Source organism: Photobacterium sp. DA100 (assembly GCF_029223585.1).
Taxonomy (GTDB): Bacteria; Pseudomonadota; Gammaproteobacteria; order Enterobacterales; family Vibrionaceae; genus Photobacterium.
In genome coordinates this window covers 482,537-503,663 of sequence record NZ_CP119423.1, presented here as the reverse complement: position 1 = coordinate 503,663, position 21,127 = coordinate 482,537, and the positions used below count along the sequence as shown (strand labels likewise).

Here is a 21,127-nt window from a genome sequence, read left to right as displayed (position 1 = left end):
TAGTAATGTGAGCCTATTGCTTGATAAACAACGCCATCGACTCCAAATGTCCGGTATGGGGGAACATGTCCATCATACCCAACCGTTCCAACTGATAACCTTGCGCCAGTAGGATCTGGCTGTCTCGTGCCAGCGTCGCCGGGTTGCAGGAGACATAAACCACCCGCTCAGGCCCCAGATTCACCACATGCTGCATGACGCCAGCTGCACCGGCCCGGGCCGGGTCGAGCAATACCTTGCTGAACTTTTCTTGGGCCCAAGATTTTGCCGTGACATCCTCTTCTAAGTTGGCTTGATAAAATTCAGCGTTAACCTGTTGATTATTTTTTGCATTCTCTGATGCACGATGCACCATCTCATCGACGCCTTCAACACCAACCAGTGCTTTTGCTCGCTTTGCGAGTGGTAAACTGAAATTACCAAGCCCACAGAATAGATCAAGTACCCGATCATCAGGTTCGACAGCCAACCAGTCCATCGCCTGGGCCACCATCTTCTGGTTCACCTCGCGATTGACCTGGATAAAGTCCTTCGGCGAGAAAGCCAACTGCAGGCCATCCAACTCATAATAAGGAGCCGGCCCGGAAATGCTATCGAGGGACTCAGAAGTGGGCGCCAGGTACAACATTAGCTGGTGCTGGTCAGCAAACTGACGGATTGCGGTCATGTCTTTGTCAGAGAATGGCTGCAGATGGCGGATCAGCACCACCCGGCCATTGTCGGCGTCGACCAGCTCGACATGGCCAAGGTGCTTGCGCCCCTTGAGCCCAGACAACAGACTACGCAACGCCGGCAAAAGTTCATTCAGCGGCTGTGCCAGCACCGGACAGTGCGCCACATCGACGATTTCCTTGCTCTGCTTTTTGCGAAAGCCGATCTGCAGCTCCCCGCCCTTCGGCATCACGCTGAGGCGGGCACAGCGGCGGTATTGCCATTCGGCGCTGGTGATCGGCGCGACCTGCTCGACCTGTCCGCCCGTACGGGCAAACTTGCCCATCAGCTCCCCCAGGGACTGCTGCTTGGCCGCCACCTGGCCTTGGTGCGACAGATGCTGCAGGTTACAGCCGCCGCACTGGTCGTAGAGCGGGCAAGCCGGGGCTACGCGCTCAGTGCTGTCACTCAAACGGCGGATCACCTTGGCACGGGCAAACTGCTTTTTGTCTTCCGTCAGCTGGATAATTGCCTTCTCCCCAGGCAACAGCCCCTCGACAAACACCGGCTTGCGGTCGAGGTGGCCGATACCGGCACCCAGGTGGTCGAGCCGGCTGATGGTGATTTCTTTATGCTTGGTATCGGTTAATTTTCTTTTCTGAGGCTTAAAAAAGCGTGCCATAGTAATTGGACCCACGGAGCAATTTGTCCAAACTGGTGATTTCTACAACAGTTTAGGATGAGTTGATTGTCGAATAGCCTGACTTTCATTAAGCTAGCGGCCATAGATGGGATAATTGTCCCATAGAATCGCATTCTTGTAATTAAGAGAACCATGACCAAATATGGACTTCGTGCCAGGGTGTTCACCCTGACATTAGCACCGACGCTGATTATTGGCCTGCTTTTGAGCGCATTTTTTACCATGAGCCGATATCGCGATCTTGAACATCAGCTTATCTCGACCGGTGCCAGCATTATCGAGCCCCTGGCGATCTCCACCGAATACGGCATGGCCGACCAGAACCGCGAGGCCGTCCGCCGCTTGATCAGCTATGCCCACCGCAAGCATTCGCAAATCGTGCGCAGTATTGCGGTGTTCAATACCAAGAACGAACTGTTCGTCACCTCGAACTTCCACCGTAACTTCGAGGCCCTGATGTACCCGGAAGATCAGCCAATCCCGCTGTTGCTGGAAACCCGGCTCAACGAAAACTCGCTGATCCTGCGCGCGCCGATCCTCAAGGAAGGCCAGTTCAGCAACGCGTCCATTCCCGGCTACCAGGCCGAAACCCTCGGTTATATCGCCCTCGAGCTCGACTTGAGTGCCCTGCGCCTGCAGCAGTATCAGGAAGTCTTTACCGCCCTGATGGTGCTGCTGCTCGGCCTGACCCTGTCTGCGCTGTTCGCCTACCGGCTGATGAAAGATGTGACCCGCCCGATCTCGCACATGGTAAGCATGGTTGACCGGATCCGCCGCGGCCACCTTGATGTGCGTATCGAAGGCCAGCTGCTGGGCGAGCTTGATACCCTGAAGAACGGTATCAATGCGATGGCGATTTCGCTATCGGAATACCATATCGAGATGCAGCAGAGTATCGATCAGGCCACCTCGGACCTGCGTGAGACCCTCGAGCAGCTCGAGATCCAGAACGTCGAGCTGGATATCGCCAAGAAGCGGGCGCAGGAAGCGGCACGAGTCAAGTCCGAGTTCCTCGCCAACATGTCGCACGAGCTGCGTACCCCGCTCAACGGAGTGATCGGCTTCACCCGCCAGATGCTCAAGACCCGCCTGAGCTCCAGCCAGCAGGACTACCTGCAGACTATCGAGAAATCGGCCAACAACCTGCTGACCATCATCAACGACATCCTCGACTTCTCCAAGCTGGAAGCCGGCAAGCTGCTGCTGGAAAATATCCCGTTCGACTTCACCGAGTCCCTTGATGAAGTGATGAAACTACTGGCACCGAGCGCCCACGAAAAAGGCCTCGAGCTCACCCTCAAGGTCGACCACCGCATCCCGAGCGGCATGATCGGCGATCCGCTGCGAATCCAGCAGGTACTGACCAACCTGATCGGCAACGCGGTCAAGTTTACCGAGCGCGGCAACATCGATGTCTCGGTCGAGCTCAAGACCGAACGCGACGAAAGCCTCGAGCTGCAATTCATGGTCCGTGATACCGGGATCGGTATCTCCGAGCGCCAGCAGGCGCAGCTGTTCCAGGCCTTCAGCCAAGCCGATGCCAGCATCTCCCGCCGCTACGGTGGTACCGGCCTTGGCCTGGTGATCACCCAGAAGCTGGTGAGCCAGATGGGCGGCGAAGTCAGCCTGACCAGCCGCCTCCACCAAGGCTCGACCTTCTGGTTCAGCCTGCGCCTGAACAAGACCGATCTGCCGGTGTCCCAGCCTATCGACACCCATTCGCTGATCAACAAGAAACTGTTGCTGATCGAACCCAACATGCAGGCAGCCTCGGTGATCCAGCAGCGCCTGATCCGTGCCGGTATCCATGTCACGTACCGCTCGAGCATGCCAGATGATGCCGAGCACCACGATTTTGCCCTGCTCAACCTATCGCCGGGCGAGCAGCCGCCGATTGCGACCTTGCTCGACCAGGTGTTCAAGGCCGAACAGCTCAGTGAGAAAGTGATCGTCAGCCTGCCGACCACCGAGCTGGCCCTGTCCGAGCGCCTGCTCAATGCCGGGGTCACCTCCTGCTTGCCGAAACCTCTGGGCCACCGCAAGCTGTTCGAAGCCTTGGTCAGCGAGCCCGATCAGTTCAGCGAACCGGAGCCGCAGCCAATCAGCAGTGAAGCGCCAAGCATCCAGCCGCTGACTGTCATGGCGGTGGACGATAACCCGGCCAACCTCAAGCTGATCTCCGCCCTGCTTTGCGAGCGGGTCGAGACGGTGATCACCGCCAGCGGCGGCCGCAAGGCGGTGGAGTATGCCCACCAGAAAGAGTTTGACCTGATTTTCATGGATATCCAGATGCCGGAAATGGACGGGGTCACTGCCTGCCAGGAAATCCACAAAACCGAACTCAACCATTCCACTCCGGTGATTGCGGTGACCGCCCACGCCATGGCCGGGGAGCGCGAGCGCCTGATTGAAGCAGGGATGGATGATTACCTGACCAAGCCCATCGAAGAGCGGATCCTGCAACAGATCCTGGCCAAATGGACCACGCCGCACGACCAGCCGATCAACGCCCTCGACGCCACGGCACCCGAGTCTTCCCAGGCCGATACCAGCAGCAACGAGGCACCGGCGAGCGCGAACCAGAACGTCAGCTGGGATTGGGACTTGGCCCTGAAGCAGGCCGCGGGCAAGAAAGAGCTGGCCAAGGATATGCTGCAGATGCTGCTCGACTTCATGCCGGAAGTGGAAATGCTGGTCAACGAAGCGCTCGACGGCAAAGATATCGAGCTGTGGCCGCCAATCCACAAGCTCCATGGCAGCTGCGCCTACAGCGGCGTACCGCGCCTCAAGCACCTGTGCCATACCATCGAAACCGAGCTCAAGGCCGGGGCCAGCACCGACGACATCGAGCCGGAGCTGTTCGAGCTCATCGACGAGATGAACAACGTGGTCAAGGCGTCGAAGGCGTATCGGCACTAGAGAGCCTGGGTCCTGGGTCCTGGGTCCTGGGTCCTGGGTCCTGGGTCCTGGGTCCTGGGTCCTGGGTCCTGGGTCCTGGGTCCTGGGTCCTGGGTCCTGGGTCCTGGGTCCTGGGTCCTGGGTCCTGCAGTGATATGACCAAGCGCCATACAAAAAAGCGAGTCAATCGACTCGCTTTTTTTAGCTCTTTGCTCTGCCCCAGGGCCTAGGATCCGCTCTTCCCAGCGCCGATTTAAGATTCCAGCACCACCGTCGCCACCGCGTACTTCTTCTCGTCGGCAATGGTCAGGTGGACATGGTTGACCCCCATCGCCGCAGCGAGTTCAGCCGCCTTGCCCGATAACGCCAGCAAGGGCTTGCCGCGCTCATCGTTGGACACGGTAAAGTCGTGGAAGGTCACCCCACAGGCAATACCGGTACCCAGCGCTTTCGAGGCAGCTTCCTTGACCGCAAAACGCTTGGCCAGATAGCGCCCCTGCTGCTTGAGCGACTGGTATATCTCGTATTCACTCGGGGCCAGCAGGCGCTGGGCAAAGGCATCACCGCTACGGGCGAAAGCTTTCTCCACCCGCTCGATATCGGCAATGTCCGTCCCTAAGCCAACAATGGCCATTAGCGGCGGGCGCTCAACATTTCAGCCCGCATGTCAGCAACAGCCTTCTCCAAACCATCAAACACCGCGCGGCCGATGATAGAGTGGCCGATATTGAGCTCGTACAGCTCAGGCAGTGCCGCAATCGGCTTCACGTTATGGTAGGTCAGGCCGTGGCCAGCGTTAACCTTGATACCCTGATCGTCAGCATAGCTCGCCGCAGCAGCGATTTTCTTCAGCTCAGCCTGCTGCTCTTCTTCCGTCTCGGCATCGGCGTAATGGCCGGTATGCAGCTCGATGTAAGGTGCGCCACAGGCTACCGCGGCATCAATCTGAGCACGGTCGGCATCGATGAACAAGGAAACTTTGATACCCGCTTCTGTCAAGGTGGCGGTTGCTGCTTTGATTTTCTCCAGCTGGCCTGCCACATCCAAGCCGCCCTCAGTGGTCAGCTCTTCACGCTTCTCCGGTACCAGACAAACAAACTCCGGCTTGGTGTCCAACGCGATCTGGACCATCTCATCGGTCACAGCCATCTCTAGGTTCATTCGGGTCTGGATGGTCTCGCGCAGGATGCGGACATCACGATCGGTGATATGACGACGGTCTTCGCGCAGGTGGATGGTAATACCGTCTGCTCCGGCACGCTCAGCTACCTCGGCCGCATGCACCGGATCCGGATAACGGGTGCCACGGGCATTACGCAGAGTCGCAATATGGTCGATATTCACGCCGAGTAAGATGTTGTTCATTTTCCGGTACTCCTTCCTCTAGGGATAAACAATTCCCTGCTTTTTAATGGCTTGCCGCCCAGGTAGGGCTTAAGCGCGATACGGGTAAAGCGCTTGGCTGCCCGGAGCTGATCCGGGTTCTCGAACCGCCTAGCGGCAATCGCCTTTAGTTGTTCACCGGTGAAAGTCAGCTGGCCGACTGTCAACGAGGCGATAAATCCCCGTTGTTCCCGGTAGTTATAAGTCATGGTGTCATCCACCGGCAGGCCACTGCCCGCACAATGGAGGAAGTCCACACCATAGCCGAGATGATCGAGCAAAGCCAGTTCAAAACGGCGCAGTGCAGGCTCTGGATTCTCCGCCTGTGCCAGCTCACGCAGCACATTCAGGTAATCCAGAAACAGCACGGGGTAAGGGGTATCAGTTTCCAGCACCCGGGCTAGCAACTCGTTGACGTACATAGCCGAATAGAGGATATAACTGCGCATCGGCAAGCCGATGCTGATTGGCTCAGCATGGGTGAGTACGGGCATGGAGCCCTTGCCGGACCATTTCATGAAGAGCGGGGTAAAAGGCTGAAGCGCCCCTTTGAGGTTGGAGCGCTTGCGTCGCGCCCCCTTCGACAGGAGGGTAAGACGGCCCGAGTCCTCGCTGAAGACGTCGAGGATCAGGCTCGTCTCGCTATAAGGACGAGTATGAAGGACAAAACAACGCTGAAGCCCTTCCATTCGCTACCTTATAGATCGTCAATATAGCCCAGGCTGCGCAGGGCACGTTCGTCATCCGCCCAACCGGATTTCACTTTCACCCACAGCTCAAGGTAAACCTTGCGCTCGAACAGATCTTCCATGTCGATACGGGCTTCACGGCCGATGGTCTTGATCTTGTCACCACCTTTGCCGATCACCATCTTTTTCTGGCCCTTGCGCTCAACCAGGATCAGGCCATTGATGTCAAAGCCGTCGGTATCCGGGTTGTAGTCGAAACGCTCGATTTCGACCGTCACCGAATATGGCAGCTCATCGCCGGTAAAGCGCATCAGTTTCTCACGGATGATCTCAGACGCCATGAAGCGCTGCGAGCGATCGGTCACATACTCCTCCGGGAAGTAGTACTCGCCCTCAGGCAGGTGCTCTCGCACGATCTTCTCGACCGCATCAATGTTGGTGCCGTGTTTGGCTGATACCGGCACCACATCGACAAATTCCATCTTGCTCGAAAGCTCCTGCAAGTGCGGGAACAACTCGTGCTTGTCTTTGACGTTGTCAACCTTGTTGACCAGCAAAACGGTTGGCAGCTGGGACTTAGCCAACTTGTTAAGTACCATCTCGTCGTCTTTGGTCCACATGGTACCGTCGACCAAGAACAGCACCAGCTCGACATCGGTCAGCGAGCTACTGGCCGCCCGGTTCATCAAGCGGTTGATGGTTCGTTTCTCTTCAATGTGCAGGCCAGGGGTATCTACGTAAACCGCCTGATAGCCATCGCGAGTATCGACACCCATAATACGGTGGCGCGTGGTCTGAGGCTTACGCGAAGTAATAGATAGCTTCTGGCCGACCAGACGGTTCAGGAGCGTCGATTTGCCCACGTTCGGGCGACCGACGATGGCAATAAAGCCACAATGTTGCTTGTCTGTCATGATTCCAACTGCTTAAGCGCAATTTCTGCCGCTGCCTGCTCTGCCTTGCGCCGACTGCCGCCTTTACCGATAACAGGTTTCTCCAAACCTGCCACTTCACACTGCACCGTAAACTCTTGGTTATGGGCCTCACCATGTACCTTGGTCACCGTATAGGCTGGCAATGGCTGGCGGCGCCCCTGCAGGCATTCCTGCAGACGGGTTTTCGGATCTTTCTGGTTGATGCCCGGCTTGATGGTTTCAAGGCGAGATTGATACCAGCGCAGCACGATGCCGCGTACATTTTCAATGTCACTATCTAGATAAATAGCGCCGATGATTGCCTCAACACAGTCGGCCAGAATCGAATCACGGCGGAAGCCACCGCTTTTCAGTTCGCCCGGCCCCAGCAGCAAGTGATCGCCCAGGTCGAACTCGCGGCCCAACTCGGCCAGCGTCTTGCCCCGTACCAGTGTGGCACGCATGCGGCTCATGTCGCCCTCATCCACCGCCGGGAAGCGATGGTAGAGATCGTCGGCGATCACGAAGCTGAGGATCGAGTCGCCCAGAAATTCCAGGCGTTCGTTGTGTGTCCCGTTGGCACTGCGGTGTGTCAGTGCCAGGGTCAGCAAATCAAGATTGTTAAATTGGTAGCCCAGCTTGCGCTGGAGTCTATTTGCAGGAGTGGTCATTTTTTCCCGATCAGTTTATGCCACCGATGCGGCTAAAGCGCACACCGGTAGGAATCCAAGATGGAAGTGCACTGTCAGCACCTCGTTCAAACTCAAAGCTGATCCAGATCCCGACCGCTTTGCCCACTAGGTTAGCTTCTGGCACAAAGCCCCAGTAACGGCTGTCTGCACTGTTGTCGCGATTGTCACCCATCACGAAGTACTGGCCTTCCGGCACCACCCATTCGCTGATCCCCGGACGTGGCTGATAGGCCAGCGTACGGTCACGCTTGAGTGGATTAACCAGAATCTGGTGCTCATGCTCGCCCAACTGCTCGTTGAACTGCACCATGCGGGTCATGCCCTGGCTAAATTCGCTGTCGGTCATCTCTGTCAACGGTACCGGCTTACACTCGCCTGAACCTTTCGTCGCCACACAAAGTTGTTTGTTGGCATTGTAACGAACGGTGTCGCCCGGCAAGCCAACGACGCGCTTGATGTAATCGATGTTCGGCTGAGGCGGGTATTTGAATACCACAATGTCACCACGCTCCGGCTCACCGGTTTCAATCATTTGATGACGGAAAACCGGGTCTTTCAGACCGTAGGCAAACTTCTCAACCAGAATAAAATCGCCAACCAGCAAGGTCGGCATCATCGATCCGGATGGGATCTGGAACGGCTCATAAATAAATGAGCGAAATACCATAATGAGCGCGATCACCGGAAACATCGAGCTGGCAGATTCTACCCAGCTCGGTTGCGGTGCCACGGTCTGTAGGGTTTTGGCATCCACCTGATCGCCGGCATTGGCTGCCGCCGCTTCAATTTTCAATTGACGTTTTGGCGCCCAGATAAATTTATCCAGAGCCCAAATGATCCCGGTCACCAGTGTTGCTAGCACCAGGATAAGCGAAAAAGTATTTGCCATTATCTTCCCTACTTATATCAACTACCGAGCAAGCCGCAGCGGCCTTTGCCGTTGTCGCCCACTCGATATAACAATGCAGCAAGCCTAGCCTGCTGCATTGTCTTTGTTATCAATGCCTTCGCTAATGGTAGCAAGGCGAACACAAAAGCGTCCAGTGATAACAATGAGTTATAGTTACTTGTCTTTACCCACATGCAAGATAGCAAGGAAAGCTTCCTGTGGCAGTTCGACGTTACCGATCTGCTTCATTCGCTTCTTACCTTCCTTCTGCTTCTGCAGGAGCTTCTTCTTACGGCTTACGTCACCGCCGTAACACTTGGCGATAACGTTCTTGCGCAGCTGCTTCACCGTCGAACGGGCGATGATGTGGTTACCGATCGCCGCCTGAATCGCGATATCAAACATCTGGCGAGGAATAAATTCCTTCATCTTCTCAACCAAGTCACGACCGCGGTAATGGGCGTTATCCTTGTGCGTGATAATCGCCAGGGCGTCAACGCGATCACCGTTCAGCAGGATATCCACACGAACCATGTCCGATTCTTCGTAGCGCTGGAAATTGTAATCCAGTGACGCATAGCCGCGAGACGTCGACTTCAGACGGTCGAAGAAGTCCAGTACCACTTCTGACATCGGAATATCGTATGTCAGGGCAACCTGGTTGCCGTGGTAAACCATGTCTACCTGCACACCACGCTTCTCAACACACAGGGTGATCACGTTGCCCAGGTACTCACTCGGAACCAGGATATTACAGCGGGCGATAGGCTCGCCGATCACGTCGATATCGTTCACAGCCGGTAGCTTGGACGGGCTATCAACGTAAATCATCGTCCCATCGGTCTTCTTCACCTCGTACACTACCGTTGGTGCCGTGGTGATCAGATCCAGATCGTATTCACGCTCCAGGCGCTCCTGGATAATTTCCATGTGCAGCATGCCCAGGAAGCCACAGCGGAAACCGAAGCCCAGTGCCGCCGAGCTCTCTGGCTCGTAGAACAAGGACGCATCGTTGAGGCTCAGCTTGCCCAGTGCATCACGGAAGTTCTCGTAATCATCAGAAGAAACTGGGAACAGACCCGCATAGACCTGAGGCTTCACTTTCTGGAAACCTGGTAGCGGCGCTTCACAGCCATGCTTGGCGTGGGTCAGGGTATCACCTACTGGTGCACCAAGGATGTCCTTGATACCACATACCACCCAGCCTACTTCGCCAGTGCGCAGGATATCAGTATCAACCTGTTTCGGCGTGAAGATACCGATACGGTCAACACCCCAAACCTGGCCGGTACTCATTACCTTGATCTTGTCATTCTTCTTCAGCTGGCCGTTCTTGATACGAACCAGAGAAACAACACCCAGGTAGTTATCGAACCAGGAGTCGATGATCAGAGCCTGAAGCGGCCCTTCAGGATTGCCCTCCGGCGCAGGGATCGCCGATACGATGTTCTCCAGAACATCTTCAACACCCAGGCCAGTCTTCGCTGAACAGCGCGTCGCTTCCAGGGCATCGATACCAACGATTTCTTCAATTTCTTCCGCTACGCGCTCAGGATCGGCAGCTGGCAGGTCAATCTTGTTCAAGATTGGCACGACTTCCAGATCCATCTCAATGGCGGTGTAGCAGTTTGCCAATGTCTGGGCTTCTACCCCCTGGCCGGCATCAACCACCAGCAAGGCCCCTTCACAGGCTGCCAGAGAACGAGATACTTCGTACGAGAAGTCCACGTGTCCCGGGGTGTCGATAAAGTTCAGCTGGTAGGTTTCACCATCTTTGGCTGTATAGTCGAGCGTCACGCTCTGAGCCTTGATGGTAATACCGCGTTCGCGTTCAAGATCCATGGAATCAAGAACCTGAGCAGCCATTTCACGATCGGAAAGGCCGCCACATACTTGAATCAGACGGTCGGATAGGGTCGACTTACCATGGTCGATATGTGCAATAATCGAAAAGTTACGAATGTGCTTCATGAATTGGCGTGACTAACTCGTGATTAATAAATGAATGGGATCTACAGATCAAGTTGACGGATTCTACCGAATTTCGCCGCTAGTCGCTATCTTTCGATGCGCCATTTATCGCTAACCCTGCAGAAACCGGACTTCCCAGTACCCGTATTAGGTGGGGTTTATAGGCCAAATCCCCTTCAACCCGCACCGCCAGGCGCCTTGCCAGCCATAACCCAAAGGCTGCGCACCCGAGCGCAGTCAGGATCACGCCCAGCTCTCCGCCGCCCGCCAATACCACAAACCACCATTGGCCCAGCGCCGCACCTAGCACTAAGCATAGCAAAGGCAGTACATAAACAAGGGCCGCTGAATGAAGCATACTGCGTTCGGACAGGCCAATCTCGACCACATCGCCGACCCTGACCGGCTTGTCGGTAGCAATGGTGAGCTGGTGCTGGCGTCCCGGCAATGCCTTGCTGACAATGCCGGTACCGCAGCTATCTCGTGAGGCACAGCTGCCGCAGCTGGTTTGCTGCTGGCAGCTGACGGTGATCTCGCCAGGCTTGGCAGCAATCACTTCGGCAAGCGAGCGCATCATGGAGTGTGGCTCCCACGGTTACCGAACACCACCGATTCGGCAACCCGCCGGGCTGTCGCCGGGGGAATATCACCAACAACCGTGACTTCCTTGCCGTTGAGCAGGTAGCTGTGCAGGGTACGGCGACCTTGGCGCACCAGCTGCTCCCTAACGGTGAAGTTATCGGCCGCGGAAATGTAAATCGAGAAACTAAACAGGCCGTCGCTGTACATCTTGCTCTCAACCGGACGCTCGGTCATCATCAACCGGTGGCGGTTGCGTGAAATCGACTCAAACCCCTGAGGCAACCAATTCACCTGCCAGTCAAGATCCGCCTGCGGCTGGGGAGGCAATTGCACCACGGCCGGCAGCTCGACACTTTTCAGGCTTTTCAGCACATCGGCCACTTTCGAGTTGATGACATACGACACCGCGCGGTATTGCTCCAGCGGCTCACCGTCACGGTCGAGCAAGTCGGCCCGCATCACCAGCTTGCTGCGGGTATCAATCCACAGCAAGTAGGAATAACGGGCACCGTCCTTGGGCGCGATCCGGACCACATCGCAGGCCACCCCGGCTTCCCGGGCCCGACCCATTGAGATGAAGTCATAATAGCCGGCCAGTTCATCGATGTCGGTTTTCATAATTGGCGGCAGTGGCGCCACCATCTTGTTACTGTCGATGGTGAACGGATCCAACCCCGGCTCGAAATAGCTGACCTCCTGCCCGCGCTGGATCACCTCGCGCGGCGGACCGCTGAGATAAACCAGATGAGCGTAGGTCTCGCCATCTTCCAGAGCATGGCGATAACGCAGGGGTTCAATACTGTTTTTCTTGATTAAGATATACGACAGCTCATAGCTGAGCTTACGGCTAGCCTCGTCCATTTGATGCAACAAAGCCTCGGCAGAAGAAACCGGTTCTTCAGCAGAGGCTTGGCACGGCATCGCGAGGCTGACCAGTGTCAATACACCGACCAGGAGTCTCTTCATTTATCCGCCATCGATTAATTCACTTCGAGCATGGTACGGTCAATAGAACCGTCTTCCGCGTTGAGACGAAGCTGTAATTCATAATCCTGCAGCATGGCATTGATGCGGCGACGTTGTTCCATCACCTGCTCTTCGCTCGGCCCAGCATGGCGGCTCGAACGAACGGAATCACGTGTCAAACTAACAGGCTCAGCTGTTCCCGCAAACGGAATAGTCTCTAAAACGGGTAGTTGTGCATCCCCGGCCGACGTGGTCAGTGACTCTTCACCGCCATTGTATTGTTGGACACCAACAATAACTGCCAGAGAAACACTCGCGGCAACTGCCACCTGTCCGAATTGGGTTAACCAAGCCGGCATTCTGCGCTTGGCCTGCTGAGGGGTCGGCTGAGCTTCCTCAATCCGCGCCTCACGCGCCGTCGCAATCGAAACTACAGAGGCAGGCTCTGCCTGTAACTGACCTGTTCCTGTATGGGCAGGTTCATCCTCCAGCGCCAGTGCTACCTTAGCCGCAATGTCCCATTCCTTGTTTTGCGGTGCTTCCCCGCGCATCACATCACCAATGAGGTTGAAGTTCTGCCAGGTCTGCTGACTGTCCTCATCGACAGCCAATGCATTGATAATGCTCTGATCTAGTTCTTCGCCATCAAGCAATGACGAGATTTTTTCTTTATCAGCCATCTTTTTCACCGTTTGGCCCAACACTATCGCTGTGTAAGAGGTCGAATACGCTTTTCAACCGCCTCTCGCGCACGAAATATCCGGGAGCGAACTGTACCGACCGGACACCCCATGACCTCTGCAATTTCCTCATAGCTTAAGCCTTCCAGCTCGCGCAAGGTAATCGCGGTTTTGAGATCATCCGGCAATCCTTCAATAGTACTGAAAACTACCCGCCTTAATTCATCAGACAACATTTGGTTCTCAGGGTTCGAAATTTCTTTCAGTGCATTGCCACTTTCATAATATTCCGCTTCCTCCGCATCCACATCTGACGCGGGTGGACGACGCCCCTGAGCCACTAAGTAATTTTTTGCTGTGTTGACAGCAATACGGTACAGCCATGTATAAAACGCACTCTCCCCCCGGAAGGTGGGCAAAGCCCGGTACGCCTTAATAAACGCTTCCTGAGCGACATCCGGCACATCACCGGAGTTGCTGACGTATCTGGCAACCAAGTTGCAGACTTTATTCTGGTACTTCACTACCAGTAAGTTGAATGCCTGCTTGTCACCACGCTGTACCCGCTCAATTAATACCTGATCAGTTTGCTGCTCGCTCATTCGAGCGTGTACTCCTATATCAAATTCACCGCATTTTTATCAGTTGTTCCGGCTTGAAACCAAAAAACCAACTCTTTTTGCTGGTACACCTTGTGCCAAACCCGTCTTGCAATAACGGGCATGCTCAATCAAAACAATATGATAAAAATATATGAGCGTGAGCACTATTTAAGACCTAGAGATACTGGCAAAGTTCCCGATGAAAAAGTAATTTTCCATTAATAGTGCGCGATTTTTTCATTGTATTAAAGCAGTATGACTGCTTGATGTACGCTTTGGTCACGCCAATTTGTGCATTATATCGCTTATGGCGGGTGTTTTGTGAACCATCCGTCAAAAATGAACAAAATGAATGGAATTTGGTAAGATAGCGGGATTACCACAGGGATATGAAATCATTATGAACGAAAACCGTGAACATCAATGCGATGTGCTTGTAGTTGGTAGTGGTGCGGCAGGACTATCATTGGCCCTTCGACTGGCACCCATGGGCAAAGTGATCGTCCTGAGCAAGGGACCGCGTAGCGAAGGGGCAACCTTCTATGCCCAGGGCGGGATCGCCGCCGTGTTCGACGAGTCAGACAGCATCGACTCCCATGTCGAAGACACCCAGATTGCCGGTGCTCATCTGTGTGATGAAGACGTGGTGCGCTTCATAGCCGAGAATGCCAAGCACTGTGTCCAATGGCTGATCGACGGTGGGGTGCCGTTCGACCGCGAAGACAGCGACAGCGACGATGCCCCGCGCTATCACCTGACCCGCGAGGGCGGCCACAGCCATCGCCGTATCCTCCATGCCGCCGATGCCACCGGGATGGCGGTACAGAACTCGTTGCAGGACAATGTTCACAACCACCCGAACATTGAGGTCCTTGAGCGTCATAATGCGCTGGATCTGATCACCACCCACAAGCTGGGCCAGACCGAACAACCTAACCGGGTGCTGGGCGCCTATGTCTGGAACCGCAACCTCGAGGCGGTAGAGACCGTCAGGGCCAAGTTCGTGGTGCTGGCGACCGGTGGTGCCTCGAAGGTGTACCAGTATACCTCCAACCCGGATGTCTCCTCCGGTGATGGTATCGCCATGGCATGGCGTGCTGGCTGCCGCGTGGCCAACCTCGAATTCAACCAGTTCCACCCCACCTGCCTGTTCCACCCCGATGCCCGCAACTTCCTGCTGACCGAAGCCCTGCGCGGGGAAGGTGCCTACCTGCGCCGCCCGGACGGTTCACGGTTTATGAAAGATTTCGATGAGCGTGGCGAGCTGGCACCGCGAGATGTCGTCGCCCGCGCCATCGATTTCGAGATGAAGCGCCTCGGGGCCGACTGCATGTATATCGATATCAGCCACAAGCCGGCCGAGTTTGTCATCAAGCATTTCCCTACAATTTACGAGAAGTTGCTCACCTTCGGCATCGACATTACCAAAGAGCCGATCCCGATAGTGCCGGCCGCCCACTACACCTGCGGCGGGGTGGTGGTCGACAAGCAGGGCCAGACCGATCTCGATGGCCTCTATGCCATCGGCGAGGTCAGCTATACCGGCCTGCACGGTGCCAACCGCATGGCATCCAACTCCTTGCTGGAATGCGTGGTCTACGCCTGGTCCGCTGCAGAGAGTATTGCCGCGAAACTCGAGAGTGTTGAACTACCACCCTCACTGCCTTGCTGGGACGAGAGCCAGGTCAGTTGCTCAGATGAAGAGGTCGTGATCCAACACAACTGGCACGAACTGCGCCTGTTCATGTGGGACTACATGGGAATCGTCCGTACCACCAAGCGCCTTGAGCGCGCCATGCGCCGGATCCAGCTGCTCAAAGACGAGACTGATGAGTATTACAGCAACTTCAAGGTTTCCAACAACCTGCTGGAGCTGCGCAACCTGCTCCAGGTTGCCGAACTGATGGTACGCTGTGCCCTCGAGCGCAAGGAGAGCCTCGGTCTGCACTATACCCTCGACTACCCGGAGACATCGGGTGAGGCCAAGCCTACCGTGCTGGTCCCGGAGCAACAATAATCAAGCGGCCAATATAAAAAACGAGCGCCACACGGCGCTCGTTTTCATTACAGTGCACTCGTCCCCGCCAGTCAGCCGCCTCTACACCCGGAAACCGGCAATGGCTTGTTCCAGCCCGCTGGCTTGCTGCGCAACAGCCTGGGCAGCCTGGACATTGTCGTGTGCCACCGCGGAGTTGACCGACGTCAGCTCACTGATAGCCGAGACATTCTGCCCGACCTCTTCCGATACCAGGCTTTGCTGCTCGACGGCAGCGGCAATCTGGTGGCTGGTATCCATGATCTGCTGCATATCCGTCATGATGAGGTCGATTTTCTGCTCCGCGCTTTCAGCTTGCACGACACTCTGCCCACCCAGCTCGCGGCAGTGGCTAATATGCTCAACCACCTGCCCGGTTTGCGCCTGCAGGGAGCCAATAATCGTGGTGATCTCCTCTGTCGACTGGCGGGTACGCAGCGCCAGGGTCCGCACCTCATCAGCAACCACGGCAAAACCGCGCCCCTGCTCTCCGGCGCGGGCGGCCTCGATAGCGGCATTGAGTGCCAACAGGTTGGTCTGCTCGGCAATATCTTTGATCACATCCAGTACCGAGCCAATATTATCCGACAGACTGGACAGGTTAGAAACCTGCTCGCTGGTACCGGCCAAATCCTCGGAGAGCTCACCGATCTTGCGTTTGGTGTCAGCCACCTCCTGCAGGCCGTCGGTCGCGCCCCGGTAACTGCGCTCGGCATTGCCTGCCGCCGTTTCAGTGTTGCTGGCGATTTCCCGGATCGTCATCCCCATCTCGGTCACCGCCGCCGCTACCGATTCGGTTTCCCCCTGCTGCTGGCGCAGGGCTTGTTCCGCTTCGTTACTGCGCTGCTGGAGCTGGAGCGAAGCGCAGCCCAATTCAGACACGGCCACCTTCACATCACCGACAAGCTGGCGCAAGCTACCGAGCAAGTAATTAAAATTCGCCGCCATATCGGCAAGCTCATCGCTTCCCTCCTGATCAGCCGTTCGGGTCAGGTCGTGGCTGCCCGCAATTTCTGCCATCAGCTGGCTCATCCCGGCCAAGCGGCGGTTGATCGACTGGCTTATCCACCATGACAGGCAAAGCAGCGCGACAACCACCAGCACAACGGCAACCAGCAACATTGATGATAGCTGCTGCTGGGCATCAGCGACGGTCTTGCCTAGCTGTTGCTTGACATGCTCAAACATTGCCTCGACTTGGTGCGCTTGTTCCCGGATATCGCCACGTAACCCTTGGTTATGGCTCAGGCCAATCTGGATCAATTGCTGGCGGACCTGCTCGGTGGCGTGCTGGTAGCGCTGATAATCAGCCCCCAACAACACAGAGAACGGCTCGTCATAGGCCTGCTTTTTAGCAACAAAATCGGAGACACTGTCCTGGGTACCTTCGAGTACCATGATTTTGCTCGCCATCACCAAGGCAAACAGCGGGCTGACATCTTCCAGTTGCTGATCAGCAACATTCACCACGTTATCCGCTGCAGCAAAATACTCACGCAGCATACCTTCATCAGGCGTGAGGCCAAGCTGTTGATAGCCAGCCATCAGAGCCAGCATCCCCTGGCGGTAATTGGCCATGACACGCCCGAGCTGGCCTAACTCAGGAAGAGACAGTGACAAACTTTGCGCCTGCTCTGATAGCTGAGACTCTAACGCTTTGAAGCGATTGAAATTGCCTTCAAAGGTAGCCTGATACTTCATGTCCATCCGCATCAGGAAGTCTTTCTCATTGCGGCGCAAGTTCAGCAATGCAACTTCCATATCACTGACGGTTGTCATCGCCTGGTTGATACTGACAACCCGCTGGCCAGCCGTTAAACCGATAGCCAGCACCGCGCCCAATGCCACGACTGAGATTAGCGTCAGCCCCAGCAACTTATGTTTGATTTTCATTACCCTTCCTGTTTGTCGCTCTACACTGCCTGACTGCAGCAACCTATATTAATCGGCACTGCAGAAAATCACTTGAAACAAAAAATGAAGGTTTCATTTTCAAGCGACCTACCTCACAAAAAAATCATTTAGAGTTCATGAAGATGGCCAGTTTTAACTCACCAAAAAAAATTTATGGCTGGCGGTGTCTAACCGGATATCGCGTGGTAATGATGGGAATACAGCGCCAGGCTGCGGTAGGCCGTGCTTGAGCAGGCATCGGGGCTGATCGGTAACCAGACCCGCTCTGTCTCTCCTTCGAGTCGCCAAAGGAGGATGAGGCCGGAACGCACACGTGAAGAGTGCAGTTGCCATGACTGGCCTTGCCAGCGAATATTTCCCTCGCGGGAGATCTGAAGCCTGCCAGCCAGTGCGCCAAGATCGAGCAAGCGCCTCTCACCTTCACAGAGCAGCCACCAAGCAACCGCAAAAAAAGCCGGCAGAGGAAGCGTCTGGCGAAATACGCAGAGAAGCAACAGAACAAGCGCACCGGCATACAGCAATGCCAGCGCGCCCATTAAACGGTAGGAAGGAGTGAGGGTGAGATCAGCGAAGCTTGCTGTTGTTGTGGGCGACAATCTTATCGACCATTGCGGCATGGGCCGGGTTTTCACTGCGGCCGTGCTGCATCATCCAGGTAAACAAATCAGGATCATCACACTTCAGGAGAGAGACAAAATCCAGCTGCTCTTGCTCGGATAGGGTATCGAAGCACTCCTCGAAAAACGGCATGATAATCACATCCAACTCCAGCATACCGCGGCGGCACGCCCACTTAACCCGTGCTTTATCGTCTGCACTCAACATTTTACAACCTCATTACTGATCCCGGGGCGGCCTTCGAAGGGCGCGAGTCGATCGCAATAGCCCCGGACGTTAACAATGTCCACCATACTAGCAGCCCGTTAAGCCAGCGACCATGAGGTAGCACAAACATTACCCCAAGTTGAGAGCTAGGATCGATTTTGCACTGCGTGCTCTCGCCAGCCAGTACCGCCGGCAATATCTGACCCGCTTCCTTGGGTATTATGCTGACAAATTCCAGCGAGCGCTTTAACATAGACGCTATTAATCGCACATCATCTATCAACGTCTCTCAACTGGAAGTCCTATGAGCAACTGGTCTGAAAACCTCAATTTTGATCGAATCCCCCTCTCCTCGGGCGATTCCCTGCCTTCCCTCGCTCTCATTGATCTCTCTAACTGGGCACTGGTAACCCTGATCGGTGATGACAAAAAATCTTACCTGCACGGCCAGGTAACCTGTGATGTGGTGGGACTTGCCGCCGACCAAAGCACTTTGGCCGGCCATTGCGATGCCAAAGGCAAGCTACGGACGGTGTTCCGCCTGTTCCACCACAATGACGGCTATGGCTTCTTGCAGCGCCGCAGCGTAATGGCCACCCAGCTCCCTGAGCTGAAAAAATACGCCATTTTCTCCAAGGTCGATATCGAAGCGAGCAGTGATGTTCTGCTGGGTATTGCCGGCAGCGAAGCCGATGCTCAGATCGCACAACTATTCGGAGGTGAGGGCGATGTCCGTGCCGTCAATGGCGGTACTGCAGTTAAAATCGACAGCCAGCGTTGGCTGCTGGCGTTACATGCCGATGCCGCTGGCGATATTGCCAACAAGCTGGCAGCCACTGCCGTACTGAGCGACGACAGCCTGTGGGATCTGTACGATATCCGCGCCGCGTTCCCTCGGGTTGATGCCGCCACCGAGCTTGAGTTCATCCCGCAGGCAGTAAACCTGCAGGCCCTCGGCGGGATCAGCTTCACCAAAGGCTGCTACACCGGTCAGGAAACCGTGGCCCGCGCCAAGTACCGCGGGATCAACAAGCGGGCAATGTACATTGTCAGCGGTCCGGCAGAACACGGTCCGCAGGCCGGTGACAGCCTGGAGCGCAGCGTCGGCGAGAACTGGCGCAAAGGCGGCACGATTGTGGCCGGCTATCAATTTACCGATGGCCAGGCCACGGCATTGGTCGTGCTACCCAACGATCTGGACGAGGGCACGACTTTCCGCTTGGCCGAGGGCGAGGACGTATGGCACCTGCAAGCCCTGCCTTATTCGCTGGATGACAACGGCTAAGCGATGAATACCCCGGTTACTCATTACCTGGACAAGGAAGGCGTGGAATACCGCCTTCTCCACCACAGCCAGCCGGCCAAGACGATTGAGGAAGCCGCCCGCGAGCGCGGTGTTGATCCCCGGCAGATGGTCAAATCCATTTTGCTGCGGGATATGGCAGGATTCCACGTCCTGGCGTGTGTACCCGGCCCGGCCCAGGTTGACCCGAAAAAAGTCCGTGCGATGTTCGGCTGCCGGCGGATGACCTGCGCCGATGCCAGCGATGTCGAAAAAGTCACCGGGCTGGTCATCGGCACGGTGGCCCCCATCGGGCTCAAGCGCCCGCTGCCGGTCATTTTCGATCATCAGATCACCGCCCACACTTTGGTCAATATCAGCAGCGGTGACCGGATGGCCGGCGTCGAGCTGGCCACCGATGATCTGCTGGTGCTCTGTGATCCGCTGTTTGCCGATATCTGCCGCTAAACTGGAGTTGCATGAACAATATCAACTGGCGAGGCATTGACCTCAACCTGCTGGTCGCCTTCTCGGCCCTGATGGAGACCCGCAGTGTCACCAAAGCCGCCGCAAAATTGTCAATTGGCCAATCGGCCATGAGCCACAACTTATCGCGGTTGCGAGCCCTGCTCGACGATCCCTTGTTCGAGCGCCGCGGCCACCAGATGATCGCCACCGAGAAAGCGGTGGAACTCATCCCGGTTGTGGAGCATATCCTCCAGCTGATCACCAGCGAGATCCTCCAGCCAGACAAGTTCTCCGCCAAGGAATATCAGGGCACTTTCCGGATCGGCCTGACCGACTATGCTGAGCTGCTGTTCGCCCCGGCGCTGTTTGATGCCATCCGCGAAGCAGCCCCGCACAGCCAGCTCAGCTTCTGCAACGTTGACCGCAACAACTACCAGCAGGCTACCGAGAGCCAGAAAATCGATCTGATCATCGGCTCGATGACCAACCTGCCCCATGAGTTCGACAGCCAATACCTGTATACCGAAGATCATGTTTGCCTGTTCGACGCCAAGGCCACCGGCCTGTCCTCGCCGATAGATCTGGCCCGCTATATCCAGACACCGCAGGCACTGGTTTCCCCCGATGGCAAATTACTGACCAACGTCGACAACCAGCTGCAGCAACAGGGCTTCCAGCGCCAAATTGCCGTAGGCTCCAGCAGTTTCCTAACTATCCGCCACCTACTGAGCGGAAGAAACTTGCTATGCGTGGTCTCGACCCTGATGGCCCGGCTCGATGTGTTCCACGATAACCTGAGCCAATGCCGGCCGCCGGTCGACATTCCCGACTTTGATATCAACATGCTTTGGCTGCGCCGCAATACCAACCACCCGCGCTTGCAATGGTTGCGCCAGTGCGTCGCCGATGCGGTTACCCTGCGGGTTGAAGAGCTACAGCAGATCAGTTAACGCCGACAAAAAAGCGCAGCTGGCAAGCTGCGC

At 56.0% G+C, this 21,127-nt stretch carries 20 protein-coding genes; 5 read left to right on the top strand and 15 right to left on the bottom strand.

All coding sequences use genetic code 11. The features are described from left to right. Positions 1–13 precede the first annotated feature (13 nt). Positions 14–1,333, bottom strand: a complete 1,320-nt coding sequence (gene rlmD, locus PTW35_RS02565) for a 23S rRNA (uracil(1939)-C(5))-methyltransferase RlmD (RefSeq protein WP_281026424.1) — start codon at positions 1,331–1,333, stop codon at positions 14–16. A gap of 153 nt (positions 1,334–1,486) precedes the next feature. Here rlmD and barA point away from each other — a divergent pair, with 153 nt between their 5' ends. Further along, positions 1,487–4,273 (top strand): two-component sensor histidine kinase BarA, encoded by a 2,787-nt coding sequence (barA, locus tag PTW35_RS02560; protein ID WP_281026423.1) that lies wholly within the window; start codon positions 1,487–1,489, stop codon positions 4,271–4,273. A gap of 232 nt (positions 4,274–4,505) precedes the next feature. On the opposite strand, the gene acpS is transcribed toward barA, so the two are convergent. The 11 genes from acpS to rpoE all read right to left on the bottom strand — a co-directional run bounded on the left by acpS (position 4,506) and on the right by rpoE (position 13,620). After that, positions 4,506–4,886: a holo-ACP synthase gene (gene acpS, locus PTW35_RS02555; protein WP_281026422.1), complete on the bottom strand. Its 381-nt coding sequence runs from the start codon at positions 4,884–4,886 to the stop codon at positions 4,506–4,508. After that, positions 4,886–5,617, bottom strand: a complete 732-nt coding sequence (pdxJ, locus tag PTW35_RS02550) for a pyridoxine 5'-phosphate synthase (protein WP_044622515.1) — start codon at positions 5,615–5,617, stop codon at positions 4,886–4,888. The genes acpS and pdxJ overlap by 1 nt, the downstream gene beginning before the upstream one ends. Then, a complete protein-coding gene (recO, locus tag PTW35_RS02545; RefSeq protein ID WP_044622514.1) occupies positions 5,614–6,324 on the bottom strand; it encodes a DNA repair protein RecO in 711 nt (236 codons plus the stop codon). The genes pdxJ and recO overlap by 4 nt, the downstream gene beginning before the upstream one ends. Positions 6,325–6,332: 8 nt before the next feature. Then, on the bottom strand, positions 6,333–7,238 hold the full coding sequence (gene era / locus PTW35_RS02540) for a GTPase Era (RefSeq protein WP_281026421.1): 906 nt from the start codon (positions 7,236–7,238) through the stop codon (positions 6,333–6,335). Further along, positions 7,235–7,909 (bottom strand): ribonuclease III, encoded by a 675-nt coding sequence (rnc, locus tag PTW35_RS02535; RefSeq protein ID WP_039465247.1) that lies wholly within the window; start codon positions 7,907–7,909, stop codon positions 7,235–7,237. Before rnc ends, era begins: the two co-directional genes overlap by 4 nt. A 10-nt stretch (positions 7,910–7,919) precedes the next feature. Continuing rightward, positions 7,920–8,819, bottom strand: a complete 900-nt coding sequence (gene lepB, locus PTW35_RS02530; protein ID WP_281026420.1) for a signal peptidase I — start codon at positions 8,817–8,819, stop codon at positions 7,920–7,922. 174 nt (positions 8,820–8,993) lie between these two features. After that, complete coding sequence (gene lepA / locus PTW35_RS02525; protein ID WP_281026419.1) at positions 8,994–10,790, bottom strand: translation elongation factor 4; 1,797 nt, start codon at positions 10,788–10,790, stop codon at positions 8,994–8,996. Between the two features lie 79 nt (positions 10,791–10,869). After that, positions 10,870–11,367, bottom strand: coding sequence for a SoxR reducing system RseC family protein (locus PTW35_RS02520; protein ID WP_281026418.1), 498 nt, complete (start codon positions 11,365–11,367; stop codon positions 10,870–10,872). Next, a complete protein-coding gene (gene rseB / locus PTW35_RS02515) occupies positions 11,364–12,338 on the bottom strand; it encodes a sigma-E factor regulatory protein RseB (protein WP_281026417.1) in 975 nt (324 codons plus the stop codon). The genes PTW35_RS02520 and rseB overlap by 4 nt, the downstream gene beginning before the upstream one ends. Positions 12,339–12,352: 14 nt before the next feature. Then, complete coding sequence (locus PTW35_RS02510; RefSeq protein WP_039465259.1) at positions 12,353–13,018, bottom strand: RseA family anti-sigma factor; 666 nt, start codon at positions 13,016–13,018, stop codon at positions 12,353–12,355. A 23-nt stretch (positions 13,019–13,041) separates the two neighbouring features. Then, positions 13,042–13,620, bottom strand: a complete 579-nt coding sequence (gene rpoE, locus PTW35_RS02505; protein ID WP_281026416.1) for an RNA polymerase sigma factor RpoE — start codon at positions 13,618–13,620, stop codon at positions 13,042–13,044. A 400-nt stretch (positions 13,621–14,020) separates the two neighbouring features. Here rpoE and nadB point away from each other — a divergent pair, with 400 nt between their 5' ends. Then, positions 14,021–15,637, top strand: a complete 1,617-nt coding sequence (nadB, locus tag PTW35_RS02500) for an L-aspartate oxidase (RefSeq protein WP_281026415.1) — start codon at positions 14,021–14,023, stop codon at positions 15,635–15,637. 81 nt (positions 15,638–15,718) lie between these two features. Here the strand turns inward: nadB and PTW35_RS02495 are convergent, their stop codons facing one another. From PTW35_RS02495 to PTW35_RS02485, 3 genes are all read right to left on the bottom strand, one after another. Further along, positions 15,719–17,548, bottom strand: coding sequence for a methyl-accepting chemotaxis protein (locus tag PTW35_RS02495; protein ID WP_281026414.1), 1,830 nt, complete (start codon positions 17,546–17,548; stop codon positions 15,719–15,721). A 188-nt stretch (positions 17,549–17,736) separates the two neighbouring features. Further along, positions 17,737–18,105, bottom strand: a complete 369-nt coding sequence (locus PTW35_RS02490; RefSeq protein ID WP_348637732.1) for a protein YgfX — start codon at positions 18,103–18,105, stop codon at positions 17,737–17,739. A gap of 28 nt (positions 18,106–18,133) precedes the next feature. Further along, a complete protein-coding gene (locus PTW35_RS02485) occupies positions 18,134–18,394 on the bottom strand; it encodes a succinate dehydrogenase assembly factor 2 (RefSeq protein WP_039465267.1) in 261 nt (86 codons plus the stop codon). 304 nt (positions 18,395–18,698) lie between these two features. On the opposite strand from PTW35_RS02485, the gene ygfZ reads away from it, so the two are divergent. From ygfZ to PTW35_RS02470, 3 genes are read left to right on the top strand one after another with little or no spacing between them, the layout of a single operon-like run. Continuing rightward, positions 18,699–19,679 carry a tRNA-modifying protein YgfZ gene (gene ygfZ, locus PTW35_RS02480; protein WP_281026412.1) on the top strand — a complete coding sequence of 327 codons (981 nt, stop codon included), beginning with the start codon at positions 18,699–18,701 and terminating at the stop codon, positions 19,677–19,679. Positions 19,680–19,682: 3 nt separating this feature from the next. Then, on the top strand, positions 19,683–20,144 hold the full coding sequence (locus PTW35_RS02475) for a YbaK/EbsC family protein (protein ID WP_039465275.1): 462 nt from the start codon (positions 19,683–19,685) through the stop codon (positions 20,142–20,144). 11 nt (positions 20,145–20,155) lie between these two features. Beyond that, complete coding sequence (locus PTW35_RS02470) at positions 20,156–21,094, top strand: LysR family transcriptional regulator (RefSeq protein ID WP_281026411.1); 939 nt, start codon at positions 20,156–20,158, stop codon at positions 21,092–21,094. Positions 21,095–21,127: the final 33 nt, after the last annotated feature.

Coding starts and splice junctions, on each gene's coding strand:
- lepB (WP_281026420.1), bottom strand. CDS start 8,819: ATGGCAAATACTTTTTCGCTTATCCTGGTGCTAGCAACACTGGTGACC.
- recO (WP_044622514.1), bottom strand. CDS start 6,324: ATGGAAGGGCTTCAGCGTTGTTTTGTCCTTCATACTCGTCCTTATAGC.
- era (WP_281026421.1), bottom strand. CDS start 7,238: ATGACAGACAAGCAACATTGTGGCTTTATTGCCATCGTCGGTCGCCCG.
- PTW35_RS02490 (WP_348637732.1), bottom strand. CDS start 18,105: ATGGGCGCGCTGGCATTGCTGTATGCCGGTGCGCTTGTTCTGTTGCTT.
- PTW35_RS02495 (WP_281026414.1), bottom strand. CDS start 17,548: ATGAAAATCAAACATAAGTTGCTGGGGCTGACGCTAATCTCAGTCGTG.
- nadB (WP_281026415.1), top strand. CDS start 14,021: ATGAACGAAAACCGTGAACATCAATGCGATGTGCTTGTAGTTGGTAGT.
- ygfZ (WP_281026412.1), top strand. CDS start 18,699: ATGAGCAACTGGTCTGAAAACCTCAATTTTGATCGAATCCCCCTCTCC.
- barA (WP_281026423.1), top strand. CDS start 1,487: ATGACCAAATATGGACTTCGTGCCAGGGTGTTCACCCTGACATTAGCA.
- PTW35_RS02520 (WP_281026418.1), bottom strand. CDS start 11,367: ATGATGCGCTCGCTTGCCGAAGTGATTGCTGCCAAGCCTGGCGAGATC.
- PTW35_RS02475 (WP_039465275.1), top strand. CDS start 19,683: ATGAATACCCCGGTTACTCATTACCTGGACAAGGAAGGCGTGGAATAC.
- pdxJ (WP_044622515.1), bottom strand. CDS start 5,617: ATGAACAACATCTTACTCGGCGTGAATATCGACCATATTGCGACTCTG.
- rpoE (WP_281026416.1), bottom strand. CDS start 13,620: ATGAGCGAGCAGCAAACTGATCAGGTATTAATTGAGCGGGTACAGCGT.
- rlmD (WP_281026424.1), bottom strand. CDS start 1,333: ATGGCACGCTTTTTTAAGCCTCAGAAAAGAAAATTAACCGATACCAAG.
- lepA (WP_281026419.1), bottom strand. CDS start 10,790: ATGAAGCACATTCGTAACTTTTCGATTATTGCACATATCGACCATGGT.
- PTW35_RS02470 (WP_281026411.1), top strand. CDS start 20,156: ATGAACAATATCAACTGGCGAGGCATTGACCTCAACCTGCTGGTCGCC.
- PTW35_RS02485 (WP_039465267.1), bottom strand. CDS start 18,394: ATGTTGAGTGCAGACGATAAAGCACGGGTTAAGTGGGCGTGCCGCCGC.
- rseB (WP_281026417.1), bottom strand. CDS start 12,338: ATGAAGAGACTCCTGGTCGGTGTATTGACACTGGTCAGCCTCGCGATG.
- acpS (WP_281026422.1), bottom strand. CDS start 4,886: ATGGCCATTGTTGGCTTAGGGACGGACATTGCCGATATCGAGCGGGTG.
- PTW35_RS02510 (WP_039465259.1), bottom strand. CDS start 13,018: ATGGCTGATAAAGAAAAAATCTCGTCATTGCTTGATGGCGAAGAACTA.
- rnc (WP_039465247.1), bottom strand. CDS start 7,909: ATGACCACTCCTGCAAATAGACTCCAGCGCAAGCTGGGCTACCAATTT.